26 protein-coding genes are annotated in these 22,494 nt (G+C 68.8%); 12 read left to right on the top strand and 14 right to left on the bottom strand.

Features of this window, described 5'->3' with window-relative positions; genetic code table 11:
* The first annotated feature begins 20 nt into the window (after positions 1–20).
* Positions 21–995, top strand: a complete 975-nt coding sequence (locus U5918_RS17105) for an aldo/keto reductase (protein ID WP_336002992.1) — start codon at positions 21–23, stop codon at positions 993–995.
* Positions 996–1,007: 12 nt separating this feature from the next.
* Here the strand turns inward: U5918_RS17105 and U5918_RS17100 are convergent, their stop codons facing one another.
* The 7 genes from U5918_RS17100 to U5918_RS17070 form a co-directional block, all read right to left on the bottom strand.
* Positions 1,008–1,592: a DUF8121 family protein gene (locus U5918_RS17100; RefSeq protein ID WP_336002990.1), complete on the bottom strand. Its 585-nt coding sequence runs from the start codon at positions 1,590–1,592 to the stop codon at positions 1,008–1,010.
* A 53-nt stretch (positions 1,593–1,645) separates the two neighbouring features.
* On the bottom strand, positions 1,646–2,143 hold the full coding sequence (locus U5918_RS17095; protein ID WP_336002988.1) for a macro domain-containing protein: 498 nt from the start codon (positions 2,141–2,143) through the stop codon (positions 1,646–1,648).
* 16 nt (positions 2,144–2,159) lie between these two features.
* Positions 2,160–3,062 carry a succinate dehydrogenase/fumarate reductase iron-sulfur subunit gene (locus tag U5918_RS17090; RefSeq protein ID WP_336002987.1) on the bottom strand — a complete coding sequence of 301 codons (903 nt, stop codon included), beginning with the start codon at positions 3,060–3,062 and terminating at the stop codon, positions 2,160–2,162.
* Between the two features lie 160 nt (positions 3,063–3,222).
* Positions 3,223–6,048, bottom strand: coding sequence for a DEAD/DEAH box helicase (locus U5918_RS17085; protein WP_336002985.1), 2,826 nt, complete (start codon positions 6,046–6,048; stop codon positions 3,223–3,225).
* Between the two features lie 45 nt (positions 6,049–6,093).
* Positions 6,094–6,840: a metallophosphoesterase gene (locus U5918_RS17080; RefSeq protein ID WP_336002984.1), complete on the bottom strand. Its 747-nt coding sequence runs from the start codon at positions 6,838–6,840 to the stop codon at positions 6,094–6,096.
* Complete coding sequence (locus U5918_RS17075; protein WP_336002983.1) at positions 6,840–8,519, bottom strand: hypothetical protein; 1,680 nt, start codon at positions 8,517–8,519, stop codon at positions 6,840–6,842. Before U5918_RS17075 ends, U5918_RS17080 begins: the two co-directional genes overlap by 1 nt.
* Positions 8,516–9,790 carry a Single-stranded DNA binding protein gene (locus U5918_RS17070; RefSeq protein ID WP_336002981.1) on the bottom strand — a complete coding sequence of 425 codons (1,275 nt, stop codon included), beginning with the start codon at positions 9,788–9,790 and terminating at the stop codon, positions 8,516–8,518. Before U5918_RS17070 ends, U5918_RS17075 begins: the two co-directional genes overlap by 4 nt.
* A gap of 100 nt (positions 9,791–9,890) precedes the next feature.
* Here U5918_RS17070 and U5918_RS17065 point away from each other — a divergent pair, with 100 nt between their 5' ends.
* Positions 9,891–10,553: a 2,5-diamino-6-(ribosylamino)-4(3H)-pyrimidinone 5'-phosphate reductase gene (locus U5918_RS17065; RefSeq protein ID WP_336002980.1), complete on the top strand. Its 663-nt coding sequence runs from the start codon at positions 9,891–9,893 to the stop codon at positions 10,551–10,553.
* A 43-nt stretch (positions 10,554–10,596) separates the two neighbouring features.
* Here the strand turns inward: U5918_RS17065 and U5918_RS17060 are convergent, their stop codons facing one another.
* Positions 10,597–10,887 (bottom strand): DUF7545 family protein, encoded by a 291-nt coding sequence (locus U5918_RS17060; protein WP_336002978.1) that lies wholly within the window; start codon positions 10,885–10,887, stop codon positions 10,597–10,599.
* Positions 10,888–11,036: 149 nt separating this feature from the next.
* On the opposite strand from U5918_RS17060, the gene U5918_RS17055 reads away from it, so the two are divergent.
* Both U5918_RS17055 and U5918_RS17050 read left to right on the top strand, forming a co-directional pair.
* On the top strand, positions 11,037–11,174 hold the full coding sequence (locus tag U5918_RS17055; protein ID WP_336002976.1) for a hypothetical protein: 138 nt from the start codon (positions 11,037–11,039) through the stop codon (positions 11,172–11,174).
* Between the two features lie 37 nt (positions 11,175–11,211).
* The gene (locus tag U5918_RS17050) at positions 11,212–12,294 is read left to right on the top strand and encodes a hypothetical protein (protein ID WP_336002974.1); all 1,083 of its coding nucleotides are present in this window, start codon (positions 11,212–11,214) and stop codon (positions 12,292–12,294) included.
* Positions 12,295–12,324: 30 nt separating this feature from the next.
* Here the strand turns inward: U5918_RS17050 and U5918_RS17045 are convergent, their stop codons facing one another.
* On the bottom strand, positions 12,325–13,377 hold the full coding sequence (locus tag U5918_RS17045) for an NAD(P)/FAD-dependent oxidoreductase (protein WP_336002973.1): 1,053 nt from the start codon (positions 13,375–13,377) through the stop codon (positions 12,325–12,327).
* A gap of 119 nt (positions 13,378–13,496) precedes the next feature.
* On the opposite strand from U5918_RS17045, the gene U5918_RS17040 reads away from it, so the two are divergent.
* A complete protein-coding gene (locus U5918_RS17040; protein ID WP_336002971.1) occupies positions 13,497–13,781 on the top strand; it encodes a DUF357 domain-containing protein in 285 nt (94 codons plus the stop codon).
* Between the two features lie 7 nt (positions 13,782–13,788).
* Here U5918_RS17040 and U5918_RS17035 read toward each other — a convergent pair whose 3' ends face one another.
* Both U5918_RS17035 and U5918_RS17030 read right to left on the bottom strand, forming a co-directional pair.
* Positions 13,789–13,929 carry a hypothetical protein gene (locus U5918_RS17035; RefSeq protein ID WP_336002969.1) on the bottom strand — a complete coding sequence of 47 codons (141 nt, stop codon included), beginning with the start codon at positions 13,927–13,929 and terminating at the stop codon, positions 13,789–13,791.
* A complete protein-coding gene (locus tag U5918_RS17030; protein ID WP_336002967.1) occupies positions 13,926–15,467 on the bottom strand; it encodes a sodium:solute symporter family transporter in 1,542 nt (513 codons plus the stop codon). The genes U5918_RS17035 and U5918_RS17030 overlap by 4 nt, the downstream gene beginning before the upstream one ends.
* 225 nt (positions 15,468–15,692) lie before the next feature.
* On the opposite strand from U5918_RS17030, the gene U5918_RS17025 reads away from it, so the two are divergent.
* On the top strand, positions 15,693–16,682 hold the full coding sequence (locus U5918_RS17025; protein WP_336002966.1) for a transcription initiation factor IIB: 990 nt from the start codon (positions 15,693–15,695) through the stop codon (positions 16,680–16,682).
* A gap of 71 nt (positions 16,683–16,753) precedes the next feature.
* Positions 16,754–16,933 carry a DUF7836 family putative zinc-binding protein gene (locus U5918_RS17020; protein ID WP_336002965.1) on the top strand — a complete coding sequence of 60 codons (180 nt, stop codon included), beginning with the start codon at positions 16,754–16,756 and terminating at the stop codon, positions 16,931–16,933.
* Here the strand turns inward: U5918_RS17020 and U5918_RS17015 are convergent.
* Positions 16,930–17,334, bottom strand: a complete 405-nt coding sequence (locus tag U5918_RS17015; protein WP_336002963.1) for a translation initiation factor IF-2 subunit beta — start codon at positions 17,332–17,334, stop codon at positions 16,930–16,932. The genes U5918_RS17020 and U5918_RS17015 overlap by 4 nt on opposite strands.
* A gap of 223 nt (positions 17,335–17,557) precedes the next feature.
* Here U5918_RS17015 and U5918_RS17010 point away from each other — a divergent pair, with 223 nt between their 5' ends.
* The gene (locus U5918_RS17010; RefSeq protein WP_336002961.1) at positions 17,558–17,797 is read left to right on the top strand and encodes a UPF0058 family protein; all 240 of its coding nucleotides are present in this window, start codon (positions 17,558–17,560) and stop codon (positions 17,795–17,797) included.
* A 78-nt stretch (positions 17,798–17,875) separates the two neighbouring features.
* Here U5918_RS17010 and U5918_RS17005 read toward each other — a convergent pair whose 3' ends face one another.
* Positions 17,876–18,367: a DUF555 domain-containing protein gene (locus U5918_RS17005; RefSeq protein WP_336002959.1), complete on the bottom strand. Its 492-nt coding sequence runs from the start codon at positions 18,365–18,367 to the stop codon at positions 17,876–17,878.
* 146 nt (positions 18,368–18,513) lie between these two features.
* Between U5918_RS17005 and U5918_RS17000 the strand changes: the two genes are divergently transcribed.
* The gene (locus U5918_RS17000; RefSeq protein ID WP_336002958.1) at positions 18,514–19,428 is read left to right on the top strand and encodes a DNA-3-methyladenine glycosylase family protein; all 915 of its coding nucleotides are present in this window, start codon (positions 18,514–18,516) and stop codon (positions 19,426–19,428) included.
* Between the two features lie 3 nt (positions 19,429–19,431).
* Here U5918_RS17000 and U5918_RS16995 read toward each other — a convergent pair whose 3' ends face one another.
* Positions 19,432–19,968, bottom strand: a complete 537-nt coding sequence (locus U5918_RS16995) for a hypothetical protein (protein ID WP_336002955.1) — start codon at positions 19,966–19,968, stop codon at positions 19,432–19,434.
* A 169-nt stretch (positions 19,969–20,137) separates the two neighbouring features.
* Between U5918_RS16995 and U5918_RS16990 the strand changes: the two genes are divergently transcribed.
* The 3 genes from U5918_RS16990 to moaC are packed head-to-tail and all read left to right on the top strand — an operon-like array spanning position 20,138 to position 22,460.
* Positions 20,138–20,416 (top strand): acylphosphatase, encoded by a 279-nt coding sequence (locus U5918_RS16990; RefSeq protein WP_336002953.1) that lies wholly within the window; start codon positions 20,138–20,140, stop codon positions 20,414–20,416.
* A 54-nt stretch (positions 20,417–20,470) separates the two neighbouring features.
* The gene (locus tag U5918_RS16985) at positions 20,471–21,910 is read left to right on the top strand and encodes an NAD(P)H-hydrate dehydratase (protein ID WP_336002951.1); all 1,440 of its coding nucleotides are present in this window, start codon (positions 20,471–20,473) and stop codon (positions 21,908–21,910) included.
* On the top strand, positions 21,903–22,460 hold the full coding sequence (gene moaC, locus U5918_RS16980) for a cyclic pyranopterin monophosphate synthase MoaC (protein WP_336002949.1): 558 nt from the start codon (positions 21,903–21,905) through the stop codon (positions 22,458–22,460). The genes U5918_RS16985 and moaC overlap by 8 nt, the downstream gene beginning before the upstream one ends.
* Positions 22,461–22,494: the final 34 nt, after the last annotated feature.

Here is a 22,494-nt window from a genome sequence, read left to right as displayed (position 1 = left end):
CGGCCACCCCACCCACCGCCATGGAGTACACGACCCTCGGATCCACTGGCATGGAGGTCAGCCGCCTCTGTCTCGGCTGTATGAGTTTCGGCGACCCCGACTGGCGCGACTGGGTGCTCGAAGGAGACGAGGCCCACGAGATCATCGACCGGGCGATCGACCTCGGAATCAACTTCTTCGACACGGCCAACATGTACTCGACGGGCGAGTCAGAGCGCGTCCTCGGGGACGCCCTCGACGGCCGCCGCGAGGAATCGGTCGTCGCCACGAAGGTCTTCTTCCAGATGGACGAGGACGACCCCAACTCGGGCGGGCTCTCCCGGAAGACGATCGAGCAGGAACTCGACGCCAGCCTCGACAGGTTAGGGATGGACACCGTCGACCTCTACCAGATTCACCGGTGGGATTACGACACGCCGATCGAGCAGACCATGCGGGCGCTCGACGACGCGGTCCGGCGGGGGAAGACCCGGTACGTCGGCGGGAGTTCGATGTGGACCCACCAGTTCGCCGACGCGCTGCACACCAGCGACGAACTGGGTCTGGACCGGTTCGCCACGATGCAGAACCACTACAACCTCGTCTATCGCGAGGAAGAGCGCGAGATGCTCCCCTTCTGCCAGAACGAGGGGATCGGCGTCATCCCGTGGAGTCCGATGGCGCGGGGCTACCTGACCCGACCCCACGAGGACGTCGACGCCACGACCCGGGGCGAGAGCGAGGAGTATCTCTACGACCACCCCTACATGGAGGGCGGCGGGCCGGAGATCAACCGCCGCGTGCAGGAACTGGCCGACGAGTACGACCTGACGATGGCGCAGGTCGCGCTCGCCTGGGTACTCGACAAGGAGTGGGTCGACGCCCCCATCGTCGGCACGACGAGCCTCGAACACCTCGAACAGGCCGTCGAGGCCCTCGACGTGGACCTCGACGAGAGCGACGTCGAGTGGCTGGAGGAGCCCTACGAGCCGGTACCCGTCTCGGGCCACCAGTAGCGCGACGGCCGGTCAGAGCGCGCCTTCGAACCGGTGCTCGATCGATCCCTGCGCCCGGAACCGCCCGACGCCGAATCCCGTGAACGTCGCGAGCGCGTCGACGACGACATCGAGTTCCGACACGTCCGCGGCGGTGTCGACGACGAAGGAGAGCGTGACCGTCCCCGCGCCCTGCCGACCCAGATCCGGGACCTCGACGAGCGTCCGGGAGGGGGCCTCCGCCTGCCGGAAGGTGATCGGCGGCCACGAGTCGCCGCTGGGACGCTGCAGGAAGACATCGGCCGGCGTGCCGGACGCCCCGGTCGACGTCCGGATCCTGTAGCGGAGCCTGTCCGCCCGCAATCCCTGCGCGTGGGCGATGGAGAGCCGGAACCGACCCTCCCCTGCCTCGGGGTCGTAGCCCCGCGGAAGGAAGCTAATCGTCGCGGCGCGGTCGCCGTCGCGGGAGAACAGCAGGTGCGTCTCCGCCTCGTCGACCTCGCGCTCCGGCCCGTCGAGGGCGGCCGTCCCCGCCACGGGTTCGCCCCCGACGACACACCCTGCGAGCGGGAGTGCGAGCGCGCCCCCGACGGTCGCCAGCGCCGTTCGTCTGTTCATGCCCCAGTGTTACCCGTGCGACGACATGACGTTGACGGGCGATTCGGAGTGACTCACCGGATCTCGTCCGCGACGGCCCGAAACGTCTCGAAGTCCTCGTCACTGTAGGCGATCACCCGGACGTCAGAGAGCGACGACGGCTCGAAGGCATCGATCTCCTCGCAGATGATCGCGGCGCCGTCCCGGAGGGGAAACCCCGCGACGCCCGTGCCGAGCGCCGGGATCACGAGTGAGTCGCAGTCCAGCGCGTCGGCCTCGTGGAGCGTATTCCGGGTCGCGTCGCGGATCGAATCGCCCGTGGCCTGTCCCCCCGCTGGCATCGCGGCGGCGTGGATCACCCACTCGGCGTCGAGGTCGTAGGCGTCGGTCGTCGCCACCGCGCCCAGGTCGACCGGTCCCTTCGCGACGGCCTCGTCGTTCAACTCGTCGCCGGCCGCTCGCCGGAGCGCACCCGCGACGCCCGAACCCATTCGCAATCCCGTGTTGGCCGCGTTGACGAGCGCGTCGGCCTCCTGGGCCGCGACGTCGCCCTGGATCACCTCGAAGTCCATGCGCGGCAGTGTCGGCCTACCAGAACTTGAGGTTTCGCTTGACCGCTTCGCGTTTCATGTCCTGGATCTCCTGGGTCAGCGGGATGTCTTTCGGGCACACCTCGGTACAGGAGAACTGGGTCTGACAGCGCCAGACGCCGTCTTCCTCGTCGATGCGTTGGATCCGCTCCGCGGTCACTTCCGCCGGCTCGCGCTCGTCCACCGCGAACCGGTAGGCGACGTTGATCGCCGCGGGCCCGACGTACTCCTCGCCCTGCCCGTAGATGCTACAGGAGGACATACAGGAGGCACACCAGATACAGCGCGTCGACATCTTGATGTCCTCGCGGTTCTGCCTGCTTTGCCGTCGCTCCGCGAGCTCGCCCGGTGGATCGTCGTCGGGCTGGAGATACGGGTCCATCGATCGCATCTCCTCGTAGAAGTCGTCCAGGTCGACGACGAGGTCTTTCAGCACGTCGTAGTACGGCAGCGGCTCGATCCGGATCGGCTCGTCGAGGTCGCTGATCTGCGTCTGGCAGCCCAGTAATTGCCGGCCGTTGACGAAGAAAGCGTCGGAGCCGCAGATCGCCTGCTGACAGGAGTGACGGAAGGTGAGACTGGAGTCGAAGTGATCGCGCGCGTAGATGAGCGCGTCCAGCACCGTCATCCCGCGCTCGAAGGGGACGCGGAAGGTGTCGAACCGCGGCTCCTGCTTGCCCGCGACCTCCGGATCGTAGCGGAACACCTTCAGCGATACCGTCTCGTCGGCCTCCTCGACCTCCAGACGGGCCTCCTCGGTGAGGTCCCGCTGGCGCGCCTGCTCGCGCTTTCGCTCCAAGCGTCGCTCCTGATGTGGCTGCCGTTGCGTTTCCCCGGCGGATTCGGCGTCGGCGTCAGCGTCGGCCGTCTCGGGTTCCTCCGTCCGTGTTTCGGAACTCATCGGTCAGAGTCGTGGGCCGCCGCCGGGTTCCGCACCGACCGAACCCGGCGGGTCGTGGTCGTGCGATACGCAGTCCTGCCGGTCGCCGGTTCCACGTCGATTCGTGTAAGTACTTCCCCGGCATGCGCTCCGGTGAGAGCGATCGCCGCCGCCCGAACGATCAGTCCCAGAACGACTGCGTCCGGGCGTACTGGCGCTCCTGGGCGAGGATGTCGCGGTAGAACTCGTTTTCGTCCTCGCGGAGCTTGGCGATGATCCGGGCGGCGTTGTGCGGGCCGACGCCGCGGGCGGCCAGTGCGATCACGGCCTGTTTGCCGTGGCTCTGGACGAGGTTCGCGGCCTGATAGGCGCGACGGGTCTGTTTCTCCTGTTCCTCGTCCTTCTCCCCCGACTTCACGGCCGTCACGACCTCGTCGGCCCAGGGGTTGAGCGCGGCGACGCGAGTCGAGCCGCACTTCGGGCACTCCGGCTGGTCGGAGACGCGCGAGACCTGGCGTTTGGTCTCCCAGTCCTGACAGTGGAGACAGAAGAGGAGGACGCGGTCGCCCTCGATCCGCTCGCGGACGGTCTCGATGACGCTCGCGTCGGCGTTCTCCGGGGAGAGCAGTTCCTGTCCGGAGGAGCGGCCGCCCAGGCCGACCGGCGTGCGCTCGGCCGTGGTGACGATCTCGATCTCGCCGGCGTGGATCGCGGCGAGGACGTCGCTGGCGGCCTCGACGGCCAGTTCCTCGTGGAGGAGTTCGCGCAGCGCCTCGTCGTAGACCGGCGTATCCTCGAGGGCCTCAAGCAGGCGGCGCTTGCCGAACCCGCCGCTGGACCCGCGCTGGTAGCTCTTGAGCGCGCCGAACTTCGCGGCGACCTGCGCGAGTTTGAACTTCAGCGCGTCGGCGTTCTTCAGCGAGAGTTCGACGATGCCCGCGACGTGTTCGGGTTCGGTCTCCTCGATCGTCGCGAGCACGTCGTTGACCGTGATCCCGCTGGGCACCTCCAGTTCGATCCGGTAGGGGTCGATCTCCATCCCGACCGACGATCCGGTGCGCTGGCCCAGCAGGGCCGAGAGCACCCGGCCCAGCGTCTCGTTGATCGTGTGCCCGAAGTGGGCGTTGAGGACGACTTCGCGGCCGTGGAACTCGACGAGGATGCGGTCACCGGAGGGGACCGGCCCGTCCTGTCTGTCGAGTTGATCGAGCGCCTCGCCGATCGTGTACTCGTCGGCCGGATACCGGCGAGCGAGGTCGCGGGCCACGGCGTCGGTGTCGGCGCCGCCGTCGAGTTGGTTCGCGCCCACGTCGCGGATCTCGCCGACCTCCTGGGCGACGTCGTACGGGACCGGGATCTCCTGGCCGACCCAGGAGGGGACCTCGCCGGCAGGGTCCTCGACCGGTGAGACGAGGACTTCCTCCTCCTCTTCGTCGACCTCCGTGATGCGCCACATCTCGCCGCCCTGGATGAAGATCTCGCCGGGTTGGGCGAAGTTGACGACGAACTTCTCGTCGAGGGTCCCGACCTGCCGCCCGCTGGCGACGTCGCTGACCTCGTAGGTCGCCTCGTCGGGGATCATCGAGAGGTTGTGATAGAAGTACTGCCAGGTGCCGCGGCGCTTCTCGATGCGGTCCTCGCGCTCTTCGAGCCAGACCACGCGGTTCTCGGCCATCTCGCGCACCACCTGCTTGAACTCCTCGGCCCCCAGATCGCGGAACGGGTACGCGCGAGTGACGATCTCGTAGGCCTCCATCGCCCCGATCTCGCCGAAGTCCATGATCAGGCCGGCGAGCTGGTTGGCGACGGTGTCGAGGCTGCCGTGGTGGATGTTCGCCGGCTCGACCTCGCCGACCTCGGCCTGGCGGGCTATCGCGAGCGCCTCGAACGTGTCGTCGGGACGGGTGGTGATCACCGTGCCCGAAGAGATCTCGTCGCGGCTGTGCCCGGCCCGTCCCACTCGCTGCAGGAGCCGCGACACCTGCCGCGGGCTCTGGTACTGGACGACGTGGTCGATGCTCCCCACGTCGATCCCCAGTTCCATCGAGGAGGTACAGAGCAGCCCGGAGAGGTCGCCGGCCTTGAACCGGTCTTCGACCTCGATCCGGGCCTCCTTCGAGAGCGACCCGTGGTGGACCTCGATGTCGGTCCCGAGTTCCTTGAACCGCGAGCCTAGCCCCTCCGCCGTTTGCCGGGTGTTGACGAACACGAGCGTCGACTCGTGCGTGGAGACGATCTCGTCGATCACCCGGACCTGGCTGGCCACCGTCACGTCGGTCATCAGCTCCTCGGCCAGCCGCGCGTCCTCGTCGGTCACCGTCGGCTCCCGGACCGCGATGTCTAACTCGCTGCCGACGTCGACCTCGACGATCTCGCAGCCCCGGTCCCCGGTGAGGAACTTGCCCACTTCGGCCGGATCACCCACGGTCGCCGACAGTCCGATCCGCTGGAAGGGGCCCGACACCTCCCGCAACCGCTCCAGCCCGATCGTCATCTGCGCCCCGCGCTTGGACGCGGCCAGTTCGTGGACCTCGTCGACCACGACGTGCTCGATGCCTTCGAGGGCAACTCTGAGTTTCGACCCCGTCAGCATCGCCTGCAGCGTCTCGGGCGTCGTCACCAGAATGTCCGGGGGATTCTCGGCCTGCTTCTGGCGCTGGTAGTCCGTGGTGTCGCCGTGACGCACGTCGACTTCGAGATCGAGCGTCTCGCCCCACCACTCCAGTCGGTCGCGCATGTCCCGGTTGAGCGCGCGAAGGGGCGTCACGTACAGCGCTCCGATACCGAACCGGTCGGTGCCTTCGAGGGCATCGAACACCGGGAGCATGGCGGTCTCGGTCTTTCCCGTTCCCGTGGGGGCCACGATGAGTCCGTGGTCGCCGTCGACGAGGGGCGGGATCGCCCGGCGCTGTGGCTCCGTGGGCGTGGAGAAACCCCGTTCGGAGAGCGCCGCACGCACGGCCGACCCGAGTTCGGCGAAGGCCGCCGCAGACCCCGTCTCTGCCATCGGAACCCCTAGTGGATCGATCCGATTAAGGTCACCGGTCAGCGGTCAGACCCGTCGATAGTCACCGAGTCGCGTGCCGTCGAGGAGGTAGGCTTCGCCGCCCTCCAGCCCGTCCGGCAGGAACGGGGCGAGAAACTCCTGGCCGGCGACGTTGACCCACGTCCCGCCCGTGAGGTCGTTGAACGCCGGGAAGACGACGAGTTCGCCGTCGACGTCGAGGTCCGTGCCGTGAAAGTCCTCGAACGGGTCGGGGTCGAGGCGTCCGCGTAACCAGGCGCGTTCCGCGCGGGCCCCACCCACCTCGTCTTCCAGCCGGACCATCGGATGTTCGTGACCCGTACAGACGACGTCCGCAGCGAGCACGTCGGGGGCGGGCCAGGTGTGGCCGTGGACGAAGCCCACCTCGCCGAGGCGGACCCCGTGCCCCGGCGTGAGGGTGACGTGCTCCCGTTCGTCCAGCAGGTCCTCGATGTCACCGTCGTGGTTGCCCTTGACGACGGTGACGGGCAGGTCGAGGCCGTCCAGTAAGGTCTCGATCTCCTCGCGTTCTGTCCCGCTGGGCCCGCCGATGGCGTGGCACAGGTCCCCCAGGACCACCAGCCGGTCTGCGTCCGTCCGGTCGAGCAACTCCCGAACCTTTTCGCGGCGTTCGGGCGCCTGACTCCGGAGTTCGACGCCCTCGTAGCGCAGGGCGGCTTCGAGGCCGGCGTGGAAGTCGGCGAGCACCAGCGCCCGACCGTCGGGCAGGTCGGCGACCGCCGCCGCCTCACCGGGCACCGGTTCCACCGCCATCAGATCGGCTTGAGCGTCGCCTCGTCGGGCTCGTAACAGCGCCCGCCCATCAGTGCGTCCTGCACGGCCGCCTCGACGTCCGCGGGGTCGCTCCCCGTCTCGTCAGCGACCCGGTCGAGCAGCGCCTCCCGGTCCGCGCCGTCGCCGTCGTCGAGGTCACGCATCGCGTCCATCACGGCGTCTTCGAGGTCGACGTCCTCTGCGGGCTCGTCGGCCCCGGCTTCGTCGTCGGGCTCGGCGTCGGCCGCCGATTCCTCGGCCACAGTCTCCGCCGCTGGTTCGGGATCCGCCGTCTCGGCCTCGGAGGATTCGGTTTCGACGGGCTCCGCTGCACCGTCGTCGGAGTCGGTCGCTTCCGGTTCCGGATCGGGCGTCTCGATGTCGGCCTCGCCGGGTTCACCCACTTCCGTGCCGGTCGAGAAGTCCGTGCCGAACTCCTCCTCGATCTCCTCGCGTTCCTCGTCGTCCAGGTCGAACTCGCCCGGATCGAAGTCGCCGACGTCGTCGTCGGCGTCGCCGGACTCCTCGGCAGCGCCGCCGCTCGGCTCGAAGTCACCGATGTCGTCCGCCTCGTCGACCGGTTCCGGTTCGGCGTCCGTCTCCTCGGACTCCGTCGTCGTGTCCCCGGGTTCGGGAGAGTCCGACGGTTCGGTCCCGGCGTCCGTCGTCGCCGGTTCCTCGTCGGTTTCCACGCCCGGAGTCTCGGTCCCCGCATCGCCGGTGACCGGCTCGGGTTCCGACTCCGTGTCGTCGACACTGGCGGCCGTTGCGTCGGTCGCAGTTGCATCGGCGTCGCCCACGGCCGAGTCGGTGTCTGTCGCGGAGGATTCGTCGTCCGTCGATTCCGCTTCTCCAGTCCCCACGTTTGCGCTCGGCGCGCTCGCTTCGGGGTCGGCGGTCTCGGAGGACTGGGTCGCCGTCTCGGCGGCCGACACGTCCAGACCGTCGAGGTCCGCGACGGTGACGCTCCCCTCGGTGTCGGGATCGGTGACCAGCGAATCGACCTCGTCGATCTCGCCGGCGACGACGCGGGCCGCGTCCAGCGCGGTCTCGCGGAGCGCGTCGAGGTACGTCGGCGTCGTCCCGTAGTGGTCCAGGGCCAGTGCGGTCCCGGCGGCCAGTCCCTCGTCGACGCCCGAGGCCACGAGCGCGTCGCGGAGGTCGTCACCGCGCTCCTCGCGGCCGAGTGCGCCGGCCATCGTGGCGACGCGGTCGAGGGTCTGCTCCGCCGTGGCGACCGTCCACCGGTCGCGGGTCTCCGCGTCGACCTCGTTGATGCTCTCGGGGCGGACCGAGGTGTAGACGGTATCGGCGTCGTCCGGCTGGAAAGTCCGGGCTTTCCCCGTGAGTGCGACGAACGTCGGCGGCTCAGTTCTATCGAGGAAGGCCATCTCGTCGGGCTGGTACTGCCCGGCGTAGGCCACGAACGCGCCGGTCGGGTCGACGATCCGGGCCCGGAGCACGTCGTCGTTGACCTGCTCGACCTCCGTGAGCACGCCGACGACGAACAGGCGGTTGACCCGCGCGCCGCTCGGCGTGACCACGTAGTTCGGCGCCCGCTCCTCGTCGCTCTCCGAGTACGAGAAGTCCGCGTCGTCGTACTCGGCGGCGAAGATGCGGTAGGCGACCTCGCGGCGGCCCGCGCCGCCCTGGTCGGAGTCGTCGCCGTTGGTACTCATCCGTCCACCTCCGCGAGCAGGTCACGCGCTCGATCCGCCGGTTCGTCAGCGCTCCGGGCGAACGAGGTGGCGTCCAGGTTCGCGCCGTACTCGTCGACCGACAGCGAGCCCCGGACCGCGTACTCGTACCCCACCACTTTCTCGGCGATGGCCTCGGCGACCACCGACTGGTCCATCTCGTCGCGGGCGTGGTCTTTGGCCTCCTCGAGCCCGCCACCGTAGACCTGGGCCGTCAACTCGGCGTCCAGGACGGCGGTGACGGTCCCGGTTCCGTCGTCGAGGATGGCCTTCGTCCGGAGGTCGTCCTCGCCCTCGACGGCGCCGTGGCTGCGGCACTGTCCCTTCTGGATGACGCGGCCGCAGTCGGGACAGCGTTCGATGAGTCCCGAGCCGTCCCGGATCGAGATGACGTTGCCGACGAGTTCGACGTCGTAGGCCCCGCCGCGCTCGACGGCCTCGCGGATCGGCAATCGCTCGGGTTCGTCCCGGGCCTGGACCGCGGTCTCTAGCGTGCTGGCCCGCGAGAACTCCGAGAGGTTCACCGACGGGACGCCCCGGAACTCCCGGACGTAGACGTTCTCGACGCGGACCGACGCGCCGTCTTCCAGTTCGGCCCGTGGCTCCCAGTCGGTGAAGGGCAGGCGGGCGGTCTCGTCTGCCAGCGTCCCGCTGAGGATCTCGGTCTCGCCGTCGCGGCCGTCGATGGTCTTGCGCTCGCACTCGATCACCCGGACCTCGACGTCCACGCCGCGGTCGCCGGGTGAGAGGTCGGCCAAACCCCTGTCGCCGCCGACCGGGTAGTCGACGTCGAGAGCCTCGTCGACGCGGGAGACGGAGGTGCTCTCACCGAGATTGAGTTCGGGGTTACCCTCCCACTCGCGGACGCCGGCGTTGCCGAGTTCGACGGTCTCGCCGGGTTCGAGGGCGAAGTCCTCCCAGGCGGTGTAGGAGATCTTGCCGGTCTCGTCGGCGAGTTCACCCTCGAAGATGACGTGGTCCTCGCCGCGGTAGTGGATCGGGCGCTTCCCGACGGTCAGCACGCGCGCGGTGACGGTGACGTTCGAGTCGCCGGTGGACACGTCGGCGATCGAGACGGCGCTCGGCGCGCCGGTCGACCCGCTCGACCCGTCGCCGTATTTGCGCCGGAGGCTCTGTTTGGCCTCGTCGATCGGCACGCTGTAGCTCACCAGGTTCTCCAGGTCGGATTTGACCTCCTCTTTGTCGACGCCGAGGTCGGAGGCGAGATCCTCGGCATGATCCTCTAACTCCATAGCCGCCCTTCGGGAGGGTGGGATAAAAATCGTGTCGTGGGCGCCCGTGCGGGGATCGGGCATCCGTAAGACGGTTGGTTCTCAGCCCGAAACGCCGGGTATGCGCGTGGTCGTCAACGCGGCGATGAGTGCCGACGGGAAGCTCTCCTCCCGGGAGCGGACCCAGATCGAGATCAGCGGCCCGGACGACTTCGACCGGGTCGACCGGTTGCGGGCCGACAGCGACGCCGTCATGGTCGGCGTCGGCACGGTGCTGGCCGACGACCCGTCGCTGACCGTCAAGAGCGGGCAGCGCCGCCGGGAACGCGAAGAGCGTGGCGAGTCGGCGAACCCGGCCCGGGTCGTCGCCGACTCCCGGGTCCGAACACCGCCGGACGCGTCGGTTCTGGACGCCGCCGCTCACACCTACCTGCTGGTCAGCCGCGCCGCGCCGAACGACTTCGTCGAGCAGATGGAGGCGGCGGGCGCGACCGTGATCGCCACGGGGGACGACCAGGTGAATCTGACGACGGCGCTCGGGAAACTCGAAGGCGAGGGCGTCGAGCAGCTCATGGTCGAGGGCGGCGGCGAACTCATCTTCTCGCTCTTCCGGGACGGGCTGGTCGACGAACTCTCAGCGTTCGTCGGCCCGAGAGTGATCGGCGGCCGGGACGCCCCGACGCTCGCCGACGGCGACGGCTTCACCGACGAGTTCCCCGAACTGGAACTCGAGACGGTGGAGCGACTGGACGAGGGCGCGCTGCTGCAGTGGACGGTCGAGTGAAAAGCGCGGCCGGTCGGCCCGGCGACTCGGTAGTCCGGGCCGCTCAGTGGTCGTGGCCGGTCATGTCCGCGAAGCTCTGACCGAAGCGCTCCTCGAACAGGTCCATCGTCACGTCCTCGGCGGCCTCGATCTCCGGCCCCGGTTCGCCCTGGGCGTGGTGGATCGCGCCGTGGATGCGCTGTGCCAGGCCGATCATGGCGATGTCCCCGACGATCTGGGGGTCGCTCTCGTCGCTCTCGCGGAGCATGTCGAGCAGGCCTGTCGGAACCTCGAGTTCGTCCACGCTGCCGTCGTCGGATTCGATCGTGAGCGTCGCGGTGTCCTGATTTGCCATGCCCGTCCTTCGCCGACCCGCCTAATGCATCTGTTGGGTGCGCGACGGGGCCGGCGACCGTCCGGAGCCGTCCGGTCGGCTCTGATCGCTACGGACGGCTCAATATCGCTCATAGCGAGGCTTTTGCGGTGACCCGGTGACTCTGAACCGTGATCGGAACCCTGCTCCTCACGGGACTGACGCTCGCTGTCACCGTGGCGTGGCTCTACGTCGAACTGACCCAGCCACTGCCGGACCGCCAGCAGAGTGGGCCGGGCGGAACCGACGATCGCGACCCGGGGATCTGACGACACCGGTGGGACAATCTACTTGCCGGCGGGGTTCGTGTCGACGCACGAACTCGTGTCCCCCGCCACCCGGGCGCTCGCCTGCTCCCTCCTGCTGGCCCTGGCCCTCCTCGCAGTGGTCCCCGCCACGGCCGCCCCGCCACCGGAGTCGGTCTGTCGGCCCTGTCAGGAGGGGCTGGAGTGGAGCGCCCACCGCCACGGCGTCGCCCTCGACGTGACCGACAGCACCGCCGACGTTCGGGTCCACTCCAACGGGAGCGCGACGTGGACCGTTACGAGTCGATTCGAGGACCGCGTCCCGGAACGGTACGGCGGCGAGGCCGCCGAAACCGACCGAAACGAGTCGTTCCGTGACCCCTCGGCACTCGCCACGGACCGGCGTCTGCGTCGGACCATCGCTCGGGAGATGGCTGACGCCGCAGACGACAACAGCGACGAGGAGATACGACTCCGATCCCTTTCCGCCAACAAGTCCGTGATCACGGTCGTGTTCCGCGAACCGACGGTGGGGCGGGAGACCCCCGCCGGCGTCCTCCTCGTCGACGAGTTCCACACCGACGGCCGCGGGAACGGGTGGTACGTCGACGTCGATCGACTCCGGATCGTGGGCCCCCCGAATACGACGCTGGCCAACGACGTGGAGAGCGCCGTCGGCTCCGCCGGGACCGTCGAGGGCAGGACCCTGACACTGACGGGGAACGCGACCGATCCGCCGTCGCTCCCCGAGGAGGACTTCTACCTCGCGTTCGCACCGTCGGGTGGGTGGGCTGGACCGCTCGCGACGCTCGCCATCGCGTCGGTGACCGTCCCGCGGTTCCTCGGGCGCTTCCTCGCGACGCAGGCCCCCGGCGCGGTCGTCCTCGCGCTGTCACTCGGCGCGGTGGTCTGGCTCCGGCGGAACCGTGGCGAACGACTGGACCGACGGTCGCTCCTGCTGTGGCTCGGTGCGGCGACTGCGCTGTACCTGCTCGTGACCCTCTCTCTCCTGCCGCCGGTGGATCGGTTCCAGGGACTGAGCTTCGGTCCGATACTCACCGGCATCCGGCTCGGGATCGCGCTGGCCGCCGGCGTCGGGGCCTGGTTCGGATACGCGCTGCTCTCCGAGCGAGAGCGAGTGTAAAACGGTCCAGGCTCGCGCGGCCGTCGATCCTCAGTCGTCGGCTTCCGCGCCGACGCCCTCACTCTCGGCGGCCTCTGCGGTCACCGCGTCTTCGAGGTACTCGTCGGCGTCCAGCGCGGCCTTTACCCCCATTCCGCCCGCGGTGGCGGCCTGCTGGTAGTGGTGGTCGACCACGTCGCCGGCCCCGAAGATGCCTTCGACGGCAGTTTTCGTCTGGCCGCCGTCGCGGCCGCCCTGCGTGCGGAGGTAGCCGGTGTCGTCCAGTTCGACGCCCGTGTCTTCGAGGTAGTCGGTGTTGGGCGTGTGACCGATGGCGAGGAAGACCGCACCCACGTCGAGTTGCATCTGCTCGGTCTCGGGGTCGTCGAGTTTGTCGGTGGGGTGGCCCTCGGGGTGGCGGACCAGATCGACGTAGTCGACGCCGTCTTCCTCGGAGCCGTGGATCTCCATTGCCTCGGTGTTCTTCAGGAGTTTCACGTCACCGGCCGCGACTTTCTCCTCGATGCGGTCGATCCAGTAGTCCTCGGCGCGGAACTCCTCGCGGCGGTGGGCGATGTACACCGTGTCGGCGAACTTGGTGAGGAAATTGGCCTCCTCCATGGCCGCGTCGCCGCCGCCGATGACGAGCATGTCCTCGTCGCGGAAGAACGCGCCGTCGCAGGTGGCACAGGTCGAGACCCCGTAGCCCATGAGTTCGTCCTCGCCGGGGATGCCGAGCGTCCGGGCGCTGGCACCCGAAGCAGCGATGAAGGCGTCGCAGGTGTAGACCGTCCCGTCCCGGAGTTCGACGCGGAAGGGGCGCTCGGAGTCGTCCAGTTCGGTGACGATCCCGTGTTCGATGTCAGCGCCGAACTGCTTGGCCTGCTCTTTCATGTTGTTGACCAGATCGGGGCCGCTGATGCCGTCCGGGAAGCCGGGGTAGTTCGCCACGTCAGTGGTGAGGGTGAGCTGGCCGCCCGGTTCGTCGCCCTCGAGGACGAGCGGGTCGTTGTTCGATCGGCCCGCGTAGATGGCAGCCGACAGGCCAGCGATGCCCGTGCCAGCGATGATGAGTCTTCGATGTTCGGCGGCGTCGTCAGTCATGTGAGAGGATAGTCGCGGACGGCGTATTAACCCTGCGCTGTCCCGAACCGTCGAGAGGGACCCCGCAGCCGCCGGACCGCGTCGACACGCTTAGGGCCGACCGGGCGAACGGGTGGGACATGGCCGCCGACCTGGACGAGAAGACCGACCGCTACGAGGACCTGCTGGCCGAGGCGCTCGAGGCCGCCGAAGTGACGGCGCCGCCCGAATCGCCGCTGGGCGAGGCCGCCGCCGAGTGCGAGGAGATGGCCCGCTCGTACCTGGAGGACGGCCGCCACTTCCGGGCCGACGACGACCCCGTCAACGCGCTGGCGGCCTTCTCCTACGGTCACGCCTGGCTGGACGCGGGGGCGCGGATCGGCCTGTTCGACGTCCCCGAGGAGGGCCACCTCTTCACCGTCTGAGTCGGGGTTAGCGATCTCCGTCGTCGGTCGCCGACGCCGCCCGGAACTCGCTGTAGACCGCGTACAGTTCGTAGGCGAAGACCAGTCCCACCAGCGCCAGCGCGCCCCAGACCACGACGGCGAACGCCGTCGGCCCGAGCGCGGTCATCGGTCGCTCACCTCCGGCTCCGTGTCGTCGCGGCCACCGTCGGTCGCCGCGGGCGCGTCACCGAGTCGCGTCACGTCGCGCTCCAGGCGGTCGAACTCGTAGGACCGGCCCCTGGCCGCACCGATCCCGGCGGCGAGCGCCGTCAGTCCGGCGGAGCAGGCGACCGCGCCGACGAAGGCGTAGAGCAGGCTCGGCGCGGGGAGACGGGCGGCACCCAGGAGGCCGGCGAGCGCCGCGTTCGTGTCCGGGAAGAAGGCGGCGCCGACCGCCAGCCCGACGACAGCGGCGGCGAGGACGCCGAGTTCGGTGACGCGACGGGAGTAGAGGCCGGCCAGCAGCGGGACGAAGGTCGCGGCTGCGAGCAGGTCGGCGAGCAGGAACAGGGCGAGGACGCTCCGGGCGGCGAGCGCGACGTAGACGGAGCCGAGGGCGACGGCGACCGTCAGGAGACGCGCGCCGAGCGTCAGCGTCCGCCGGTCGGGGTCGTCGAGCAACCGGGGGAGGTCGGCGGTCACGAGGCTCGACAGCGCGTTGAACAGCGTGTCGGTCGTGCTCATGACCAGGAGGGTGGCGAGGACGACGACGGAGAGCGTGATCCACTCGGGGAAGGCGGCGTCGACGACGAGGAAGAAGGCGACGCTGGCCTGGCCCTCGCCGACGAGTCCCAGGCCCGTGGCGACGAGGCCGAACAGGCCGGCGGCGACGACCATCGGGACGACCGCGACGGCGGTGACGGCGAAAGAGCGCCGGAGGGTCGCGCCGTCGCTGGCGGCGAAGATGCGCTGCCACCACGCCTGGTTGAGCATCTCCGCGCCGAGGATGGCCAGGACGAAGGTGAAGCCCGCCGCCAGTCCGGTGCCGAAGCCGGGGTCCAGCAGCGCGGGGTTCGCGGCGAGGACCTGTTCGTGGATCTGCCCCGTCCCACCGAGTGCGAGTACGGCGCCGGCGAACCCGACGACCAGCAACGGGAGGATGAGCAGCGTCTGCACGGTGTCGGTGACGATGCTCGCCCGGAGGCCGCCGTAGGCGGTGTAGACGAGGACGAACGCGCCCACGAGGCCGGCGGTCGCCCAGCGGGGCACGTCGGCGACGAGGCCGAGTGCCGTGGTGATCCCGGTCAGTTCGGCGGCCAGGAAGATGAACATGTAGCTCGCGCTGACGAGCAGGACGTAGCCGTGCATGAACGGCCCGTAGCGGGCGTGTGCGTACTCCGTGAGCGAGTGGCCGGCGGGCATCAGCGTCCGGATCCGCGGGCCGAGGACGGCGTAGAGGGCCATCGGAACCGCGCTGCCGATCCCGTACCCGACGACCGCGGTCAGTCCGAGCGATGTCCCGACCTCGGCGGGGCTAAGCAGGATCCACGCCCCCATGCTCGAGGCGATCAGCGTCGCGGTGAGGGTGCCCCCGCCCGCGGAGTCGCGGGCGCTGACGAAGTCCTCGACCGATCGCACGTGCCCTCGGCTGAACCAGACGCCGAGGGCAGTGAACGCGGCGAGGGTGAGCACGGTCACGCCGAGAGCGAGTCCAGTGTCGACCATGTGCGGTTCTCTGTGCTCCGTGGCATATATCTTGATGGTATTAATCGGTTATAGCCAGTAAGCTGTGAAAACCGAAGGACTGTGGCGTGGTAGCGGCTGTCTTCGTGCCGTCGTTTCAGCCCTGATTAGCGAAAGCCTTTTATGCCTTACGCACTTACAAAGAGTTAGCTGAAGCCGGTAATTTCTTATGGCTTTCGCCACCGGCAACACGGAAATCCACCCCCCATGAGCGACATTACAACCCGGACGATATCGAACGAACGCACAGAACAGGAGATCGACGGCGAGGCGGAGACCGAGACGGAGACCGAATCGACGACGACCTGCCCGGAGTGCAGCGGCTCGCTGGTGACCGACTCGGAACACGGTGAGACGGTGTGCCAGGCCTGCGGCCTGGTCGTCGAGGAAAACGAGATCGATCGCGGGCCCGAGTGGCGCGCGTTCGACGCGAGCGAACGCGACGAGAAGTCCCGCGTGGGCGCGCCCACGACGAACATGATGCACGACAAGGGCCTCTCGACGAACATCGGCTGGCAGAACAAGGACGCCTACGGCCGGTCGCTGAACTCCAGCCAGCGCGAGAAGATGCAGCGACTGCGGACCTGGAACGAGCGGTTCCGGACGCGAGACTCCAAGGAGCGCAACCTCAAGCAGGCCCTCGGTGAGATCGACCGCATGGCCTCCGCGCTCGGCCTCCCGAAGAACGTCCGCGAGACGGCCAGCGTCATCTACCGCCGCGCGCTCGACGAGGACCTCCTCCCCGGCCGCTCCATCGAGGGCGTCGGGACGGCCTCGCTGTACGCCGCGGCGCGACAGGCCAACACGCCGCGCAGCATCGACGAGATGATCGCCGTCTCCCGCGTCGGCGAGATGGAGATGACCCGGACCTACCGGTACATCGTCCGCGAGCTGAACCTGGAGATCCAGCCCGCAGACCCCGAGAGCTACGTTCCCCGCTTCGCCTCGGACCTCGACCTCTCCGACGAGACCGAGCGCCGGGCCCGGGAACTGCTCGAGAGCGCCCGTGACACCGGGCTGCTGTCCGGCAAGTCGCCGGTCGGCCTCGCCGCGGCAGCGGTCTACGCCGCCTCGCTGCTCACCAACGAGAAGGTGACCCAGTCGGCGGTCTCGGAGGTCGCGAACATCTCCGAGGTCACCATCCGGAACCGGTACAAGGAACTCCTCGAGGCCGAACACGACGCCTCGGCCGCCTGATCGGGCGCTCGGAACGGATCTCCGAACTGGCGGGAACCTTTTTGTCCCTGCCGCGTGTCAACAGTGCTCACATGACCGAGACCTACGTCCGGTTGCTCTGCCCGGAGTGTCGGAAAGACTGGGAGTCGGCCCCTGGGGATCTGCCCTCGCACAAGCGGACCTTTCACTGCCCGAACTGTCACGCGAGCCGGCGGCTCGCGGAGTTCACGCGAACGGAACACGATCTGGAGACGCTGAAGACGTTGAGCTAGCCGCTCGTCGACGAGATCGCGCCGCAGGCCTCGCACCTGAGCACCAGCGCCCCCCGCTCGCGTTCGAGCCGCGTGTCGGGGAGGCCACACTCCGAACAGCGGACGTACTCCTCGACGTAGTCGTCGAGTGCCTCCTGGATGCGGCGCTCGCTGAACTCGCCGGTCAGCCGGGCGCGCCCGCTCTCGTCGATGTGGCCGCTCGTCCCGAGTTCCCCCTGCAGCGACTTCACGACGTGGTCGTCCTCGCGCCCGAGCCGCGACGTCGTGTCCTGGAAGTTCTCGTAGACCGTCACGTTCCCCTCCTGGCGGACCTCCGGGTCCGGCACGTCGAAGCGGTCGCTGCTCCCCTCGATGTCCGGCGTCTGTTCCATCGCCCGGTCGAGCTGGTCCTCGTAGTCCATACCGGTACAAGCCAATCCCGAGCCAAAAACCTTTCAGCCGAGCGCGCGCGAGACCGACCACCCCGAAATTTCGCGCCTGTCGGGAATGAAACAACTCCCGGCCAGTTCCTCGGCGACTGCCCAACACTTGAAAACCCGTGTATGGACGGCGCTACGGCAGAGCCGTGTGTTAACGGGACTCAGAGTAGTACTATAACCCTTCAGACTTTACGAACGGGTGACTATGAAAAAGCAGGAGCTCATCCATCTTCACGGCCTGCTTGCACAGGTGCAGAACCACTACGAAGAGACGACAGGTAACGAGGTCGAACACGACGAGTACGAGCGTGTCAACGTTCGACCGACCTCGATCCACATGTCGAAGGACGACCACAAGGACGCCGTCTTCGCGCTGGCCGGCGGCATCACGTCCTCGTTCGGCGAGGAAGAGACGACCGAGCACGTTCCCGCGGCCGCAGACTGAGTTCTCTCCCCGTCTCACTACTCGCACTCCGACAGAGCGACTGCTCTATCTCCGCTTTCCGTCGGGCCCAAAATCGCCTCACTCGTCGATGAGCTCCTCGAACTCCGGCAGCACTTCCCCCTCCTCGTCGGTCTCCCGTCCCGCGTCCGCCTCGGACGTGATCTCCTCGGCCGTCGTCTCCGACTCGGCGCTGTCCTCGACCGTGTCGTCTTCGGCTTCCTCCTCACCCTCCTCGTCGATGGCCTCGATCTCCAGGACGTCGAGCGGGATGTTCTCGAGGCGCTGCCCGATCTCTTTGCGGGCGATCCGGGCGGCGTGTTCCTCGCGCTCGACGTTGAAGACGGTCATCTCCAGTTCGAGGGCGACCAGGCTCTCGTCGGCGGCGATGAAGGCGGGCTCCTGATCCTCCCCACAGTGCGGGCAGCTGCGCTGGCCCATGTTGATCTCGACGTAGTTGAGATCGGGATTGAGCATCTCCCCCGTCTTCGAGATGGCGATCCGGACCGCCTCGTCCGGTGTTTCGACGTCGTAGACCGGAACAGCGGCCTCTACGACAACTCTGCAATTCATAGATTGATGTTAGCTGTCCTACCGTAAGAAGATTGGTGTCCGTTCACGCGGTATGCGGAGCCTTCTCCGGGTACGGCGGGCCTGTGCCCCGCCGACGGGGGCCGATCTCGTAACCCCCAAGACGTTCGGGAGCATGCGGTCCGACGATGCAACGGGGTCGGATCGACGCGACGACACTCGCCGGCGGCGTCGACCTCCAGTCGACCGTCGAGAGCGGCCAGTCGTACCTCTGGTCGCGCGAGGACGAGACGACCTACGAACGCGACCGCGCCCACGGAGGCGACGCCTGGTACTGGACCACCCTGCGCCCGACCGACCGCGACGACCCGGCCGTCTGCAGAGTGCGACAGCGCGAGGGCGCGCTCGAATGGGAGTCCCACGTCGACGCCGACCCCCACCTCCGGCGACTGCTCCGCCTCGACGACGACCTGGCGGCGATCGCCGCCGACGCGCCCGACGACGAACTGCTCCGTGCGGCCTTCGACGCCTATCGGGGGATGCGGATCGTCCGCGACCCGCCCTTTGGCTCCCTGATCTCCTTCATCTGCTCGGCGCAGATGCGCGTCGCCCGCATCCACGCCATGCAGACGGCGCTGCGCCGGGCGTACGGCGAGCCTATCACGTTCGACGGAGAGACGTACCACGCGTACCCGACGCCCGCGGCCCTGGCCGGGGCCAGCGAGGCAGAGCTCCGCGATCTAGGCCTGGGTTACCGCGCGCCGTACGTGCTGCGGACCGCGGAGATGGTCGAAAGCGGGGAGGCCGGCCCCGAGGAGGCTGGCGACCTCTCCTACGAGGCGGCCCGCGAGTCCCTCACGCGATTCGTCGGCGTCGGCGAGAAGGTGGCCGACTGCGTCCTCCTGTTCTCGCTCGACTTCCTCGAAGCCGTGCCGCTCGACACCTGGATCCGGACGACCATCGAGGAGTACTACCCCGACTGCGACCGGGGCTCCTACGCCGAGACCTCACGGGCGATCCGCGACGCCTTCGGGGGCGAGTACGCCGGTTACGTCCAGACCTACGTCTTCCACTACCTCCGCAACGGCGGAACCGTGGCCTGAGTCTCAGTCCGTCACCTCGACACTCGTCGTCGCACTCGACTCCTGGCCCGAGAGTTCGTCCCGGACCGTGACTTCCGCCCGGTACTCTCCAGGGTCCAGGTCTGACGTGCTGACTGCCGTCGCCCCCTCCCAGGTCCCGTAGCCGGACCGGAAGGCGGTTCGCTCGACCTCGCTGGTCTCGTTCGCGACACGCTCGTCGCCGTCGTACAGGGCGACGTCGATCGTGAGGTCCAGCCGTTTCTTCCGGGCGAAGGCGCGATACCGGTAGCCGATCTCGGCGTCGCTCCCGGACTCGACCGACGACGTGGCGTTCCGCCTGACGTCGCCGGCGTTCGCCCACTCCTCGACCAGCGTGACCGTCCGAACGTCCGGCGCCGGGTCAGTCAGGTCCTGGCGCATGGTCGCGGTCTCCCCCGCCCCGGCGTCGGAGTCTGTGTTCGATCCGTCTTGGGTGTCCGTCGACTCCGTCGATTCGGCCCCGGAACAGCCGGCCACTCCGAGCGCGACCGCTACCGTGGTCAGGTAGGCTCGTCGTTGCATGGCGACCGCTCCGAACGGGGAGGGCATTATTATGGAGCGGCAAAACGACGGACGTCAGACGTTTACCCAGTGCATTGTTCCCGCGTCGGAACCGGTGCCGGCAGTGGATCGCGTCGCGACCGGACGGCGAGAGATCAGTATTTTCCCAGGGGACGAGCAATGGGAACGTATGAGCGACGAGGTCCGCGCACACGTCTTCGTCACGGGGAAAGTCCAGGGCGTCTACTACCGCGCGAACACGCGCGACACGGCCCAGGAGCGGGGCGTCGACGGCTGGGTCCGCAACCTCGGCGACGGACGCGTCGAGGCCGTATTCGAGGGGCCCTCCGAGGACGTCGAGTCGATGGTCGAGTGGTGCCACGAGGGGAGTCCACGCGCCCGCGTCGACGACGTTTCGGTGGAGTACGAGGACCCCGAGGATCTGGAGGGGTTCGACGTCAAGTGGTGAGGTTGTGAGAGTCGGTCCCGCAGGCTTATCGGCGGCCCCGCCGAAGCCCGGGTCATGATGCGGGTACAGGACCAGGCCGTGCTGGACGCGAACGCCGCGGCCCTTGGGGTCCCACGGAAACAGCTGATGGAGTCGAGCGGCAACGCGGTGGCGCGAGTGGTCCGGGAGGTGGCCGAGCCGGGCGACGCGGTCGAGATCGTCGCCGGCCGCGGGAACAACGGCGGCGACGCCTTCGTCACTGCTCGCTTCCTGACGGAGTTCGAGGTCACCGTCCACCTGCTCGGTCGCGCCGAGACGATCACCACCGACATCGCCCGGGAGAACTGGGCGGCCCTGCAGCGCGCCGAGGTCGACGCCCGGGAGGTCCGCGACTCGACCGGGCTCGAACTCGACGACCCGGACGTGATCGTCGACGCGATGCTCGGTACGGGTGTCACGGGAGCCCTCCGCGAACCCGAGGGCACGGCGGCCGAGGCGATGAACGAGGCGGACGCGACGGTCGTCGCCGTCGACGTTCCCTCGGGTGTCGACGCCGACACGGGCGAAGCAGCGGGAGCGGCCGTCGACGCGGATCGCGTCGTCACGTTCCACGACGACAAGCCGGGACTCGCGGACCTGGCGGCCGACGTGACGGTCGCGGACATCGGCATCCCCGAGGCGGCGGAACTGTTCGTCGAGCGCGGCGACCTGCTGCGCCTGTCGCGAGCTCCCCAGAGTCACAAGGGCGACCACGGCGAGGTACTCGTGATCGGCGGCGGGCCCTACACGGGCGCGCCGGCCCTGTCCGCCCAGGCCGCCTTCCGTGCCGGCGCCGACCTGGTCCGGGTGGCCTGCCCCTCCTCGATCGCCCGTGAAGTCCAGAGCTATTCCGAGGGGATCATCGTCCGGCCGTTCACCGGCGATCTGCTCGAACCCGGCCACGTCGACCAGTTGCTCGACCGCGCCGTCGAACACGACGTGGTGATCCTCGGGCCGGGACTGGGGAACGCGAAAGGGAGTCTCGAGGCCGTCGAGGAGTTCCTGGGCGAGTTCGACGGCCGGGCGGTCGTGGACGCCGACGCCCTCCAGGTCGTCCCGGACGTCGACACCGACGCGACGCTCCTCTGTACCCCCCACCAGGGAGAATTGCGGAAGATGGGCGGCGAGACCGACGACGACTGGCGTGAACGGGCGGCCCTCGTCTCCGACTTCGCTGCGGACCTCGACGCGACGCTGCTGGTCAAGGGCGCCTACGACGTGGTCAGCGACGGCGAGACCACGCGCGTCAACCGGACCGGGAACCCCGGGATGACCGTCGGTGGAACGGGCGACGTGCTCGCGGGGGCCGCCGGCGCGCTCGCCGCTACGCAGGCCCCGGTCGACGCGGCCGCGATCGCCGCCTACGCCAACGGACGGGCCGGCGATATCGTGGTCGAAGACCGCGGGCACGGGCTGGTCGCGACGGACCTCGTCGACGCGCTCCCGACGGCCCTGTGGGGTGAGGGCGATGCCTGAGGATTCGGCGGACGGATCGGACGCCAGCGACGACGCCGATCCCCTGGACGAGGTCGGTGCGACGGCCGCCGAGGGGAGCGACGAGTTGACCCACACGGACGACGAGGGATCGGTCCAGATGGTGGACGTCGGGGACAAGCAAGACTCGGCCAGGCGGGCGGTGGCGCGTGGCGAGATCCGCCTCCAGCCCGCCACGATCGAGGCCATCCGCGCGGATCGCGTCGAAAAGGGCGACGTGCTGGCCACGGCCCGGATCGGCGCGATCCAGGCGGTCAAACATACCTGGGAGACGATCCCGATGTGCCACCAGATCCCGATCACGAACGTGGACTGCGAGTTCGACGTCCGCGAGGACCGCGTGGTCGCGACCGTCGCCGTCGAGACCACCGGCAAGACCGGCTGCGAGATGGAGGCGCTGGAGGGCGTGACGACCGGCCTCAACGTCGTCTGGGACATGGTCAAGGCCGCCGAGAAAGACGACGAGGGGCAGTACCCGGACACCGCCATCGCGGACGTCCGGGTCGTTCAGAAAAAGAAGGACGAACGCTGAGTCGGCCGTCGGGATCGAGACGACCGCACGGCCG

The organism is Halorientalis sp. LT38 (assembly GCF_037031225.1).
GTDB classification, from domain to species: domain Archaea; phylum Halobacteriota; class Halobacteria; order Halobacteriales; family Haloarculaceae; genus Halorientalis; species Halorientalis halophila.
Note: the sequence above shows the minus strand (reverse complement) of the source record. Positions and strands in the feature narration are given on the sequence as shown.

Coding starts and splice junctions, on each gene's coding strand:
- U5918_RS17105 (WP_336002992.1), top strand. CDS start 21: ATGGAGTACACGACCCTCGGATCCACTGGCATGGAGGTCAGCCGCCTC.
- U5918_RS17100 (WP_336002990.1), bottom strand. CDS start 1,592: ATGAACAGACGAACGGCGCTGGCGACCGTCGGGGGCGCGCTCGCACTC.
- U5918_RS17095 (WP_336002988.1), bottom strand. CDS start 2,143: ATGGACTTCGAGGTGATCCAGGGCGACGTCGCGGCCCAGGAGGCCGAC.
- U5918_RS17090 (WP_336002987.1), bottom strand. CDS start 3,062: ATGAGTTCCGAAACACGGACGGAGGAACCCGAGACGGCCGACGCTGAC.
- U5918_RS17085 (WP_336002985.1), bottom strand. CDS start 6,048: ATGGCAGAGACGGGGTCTGCGGCGGCCTTCGCCGAACTCGGGTCGGCC.
- U5918_RS17080 (WP_336002984.1), bottom strand. CDS start 6,840: ATGGCGGTGGAACCGGTGCCCGGTGAGGCGGCGGCGGTCGCCGACCTG.
- U5918_RS17075 (WP_336002983.1), bottom strand. CDS start 8,519: ATGAGTACCAACGGCGACGACTCCGACCAGGGCGGCGCGGGCCGCCGC.
- U5918_RS17070 (WP_336002981.1), bottom strand. CDS start 9,790: ATGGAGTTAGAGGATCATGCCGAGGATCTCGCCTCCGACCTCGGCGTC.
- U5918_RS17065 (WP_336002980.1), top strand. CDS start 9,891: ATGCGCGTGGTCGTCAACGCGGCGATGAGTGCCGACGGGAAGCTCTCC.
- U5918_RS17060 (WP_336002978.1), bottom strand. CDS start 10,887: ATGGCAAATCAGGACACCGCGACGCTCACGATCGAATCCGACGACGGC.
- U5918_RS17045 (WP_336002973.1), bottom strand. CDS start 13,377: ATGACTGACGACGCCGCCGAACATCGAAGACTCATCATCGCTGGCACG.
- U5918_RS17040 (WP_336002971.1), top strand. CDS start 13,497: ATGGCCGCCGACCTGGACGAGAAGACCGACCGCTACGAGGACCTGCTG.
- U5918_RS17035 (WP_336002969.1), bottom strand. CDS start 13,929: ATGACCGCGCTCGGGCCGACGGCGTTCGCCGTCGTGGTCTGGGGCGCG.
- U5918_RS17030 (WP_336002967.1), bottom strand. CDS start 15,467: ATGGTCGACACTGGACTCGCTCTCGGCGTGACCGTGCTCACCCTCGCC.
- U5918_RS17025 (WP_336002966.1), top strand. CDS start 15,693: ATGAGCGACATTACAACCCGGACGATATCGAACGAACGCACAGAACAG.
- U5918_RS17020 (WP_336002965.1), top strand. CDS start 16,754: ATGACCGAGACCTACGTCCGGTTGCTCTGCCCGGAGTGTCGGAAAGAC.
- U5918_RS17015 (WP_336002963.1), bottom strand. CDS start 17,334: ATGGACTACGAGGACCAGCTCGACCGGGCGATGGAACAGACGCCGGAC.
- U5918_RS17010 (WP_336002961.1), top strand. CDS start 17,558: ATGAAAAAGCAGGAGCTCATCCATCTTCACGGCCTGCTTGCACAGGTG.
- U5918_RS17005 (WP_336002959.1), bottom strand. CDS start 18,367: ATGAATTGCAGAGTTGTCGTAGAGGCCGCTGTTCCGGTCTACGACGTC.
- U5918_RS17000 (WP_336002958.1), top strand. CDS start 18,514: ATGCAACGGGGTCGGATCGACGCGACGACACTCGCCGGCGGCGTCGAC.
- U5918_RS16995 (WP_336002955.1), bottom strand. CDS start 19,968: ATGCAACGACGAGCCTACCTGACCACGGTAGCGGTCGCGCTCGGAGTG.
- U5918_RS16990 (WP_336002953.1), top strand. CDS start 20,138: ATGAGCGACGAGGTCCGCGCACACGTCTTCGTCACGGGGAAAGTCCAG.
- U5918_RS16985 (WP_336002951.1), top strand. CDS start 20,471: ATGATGCGGGTACAGGACCAGGCCGTGCTGGACGCGAACGCCGCGGCC.
- moaC (WP_336002949.1), top strand. CDS start 21,903: ATGCCTGAGGATTCGGCGGACGGATCGGACGCCAGCGACGACGCCGAT.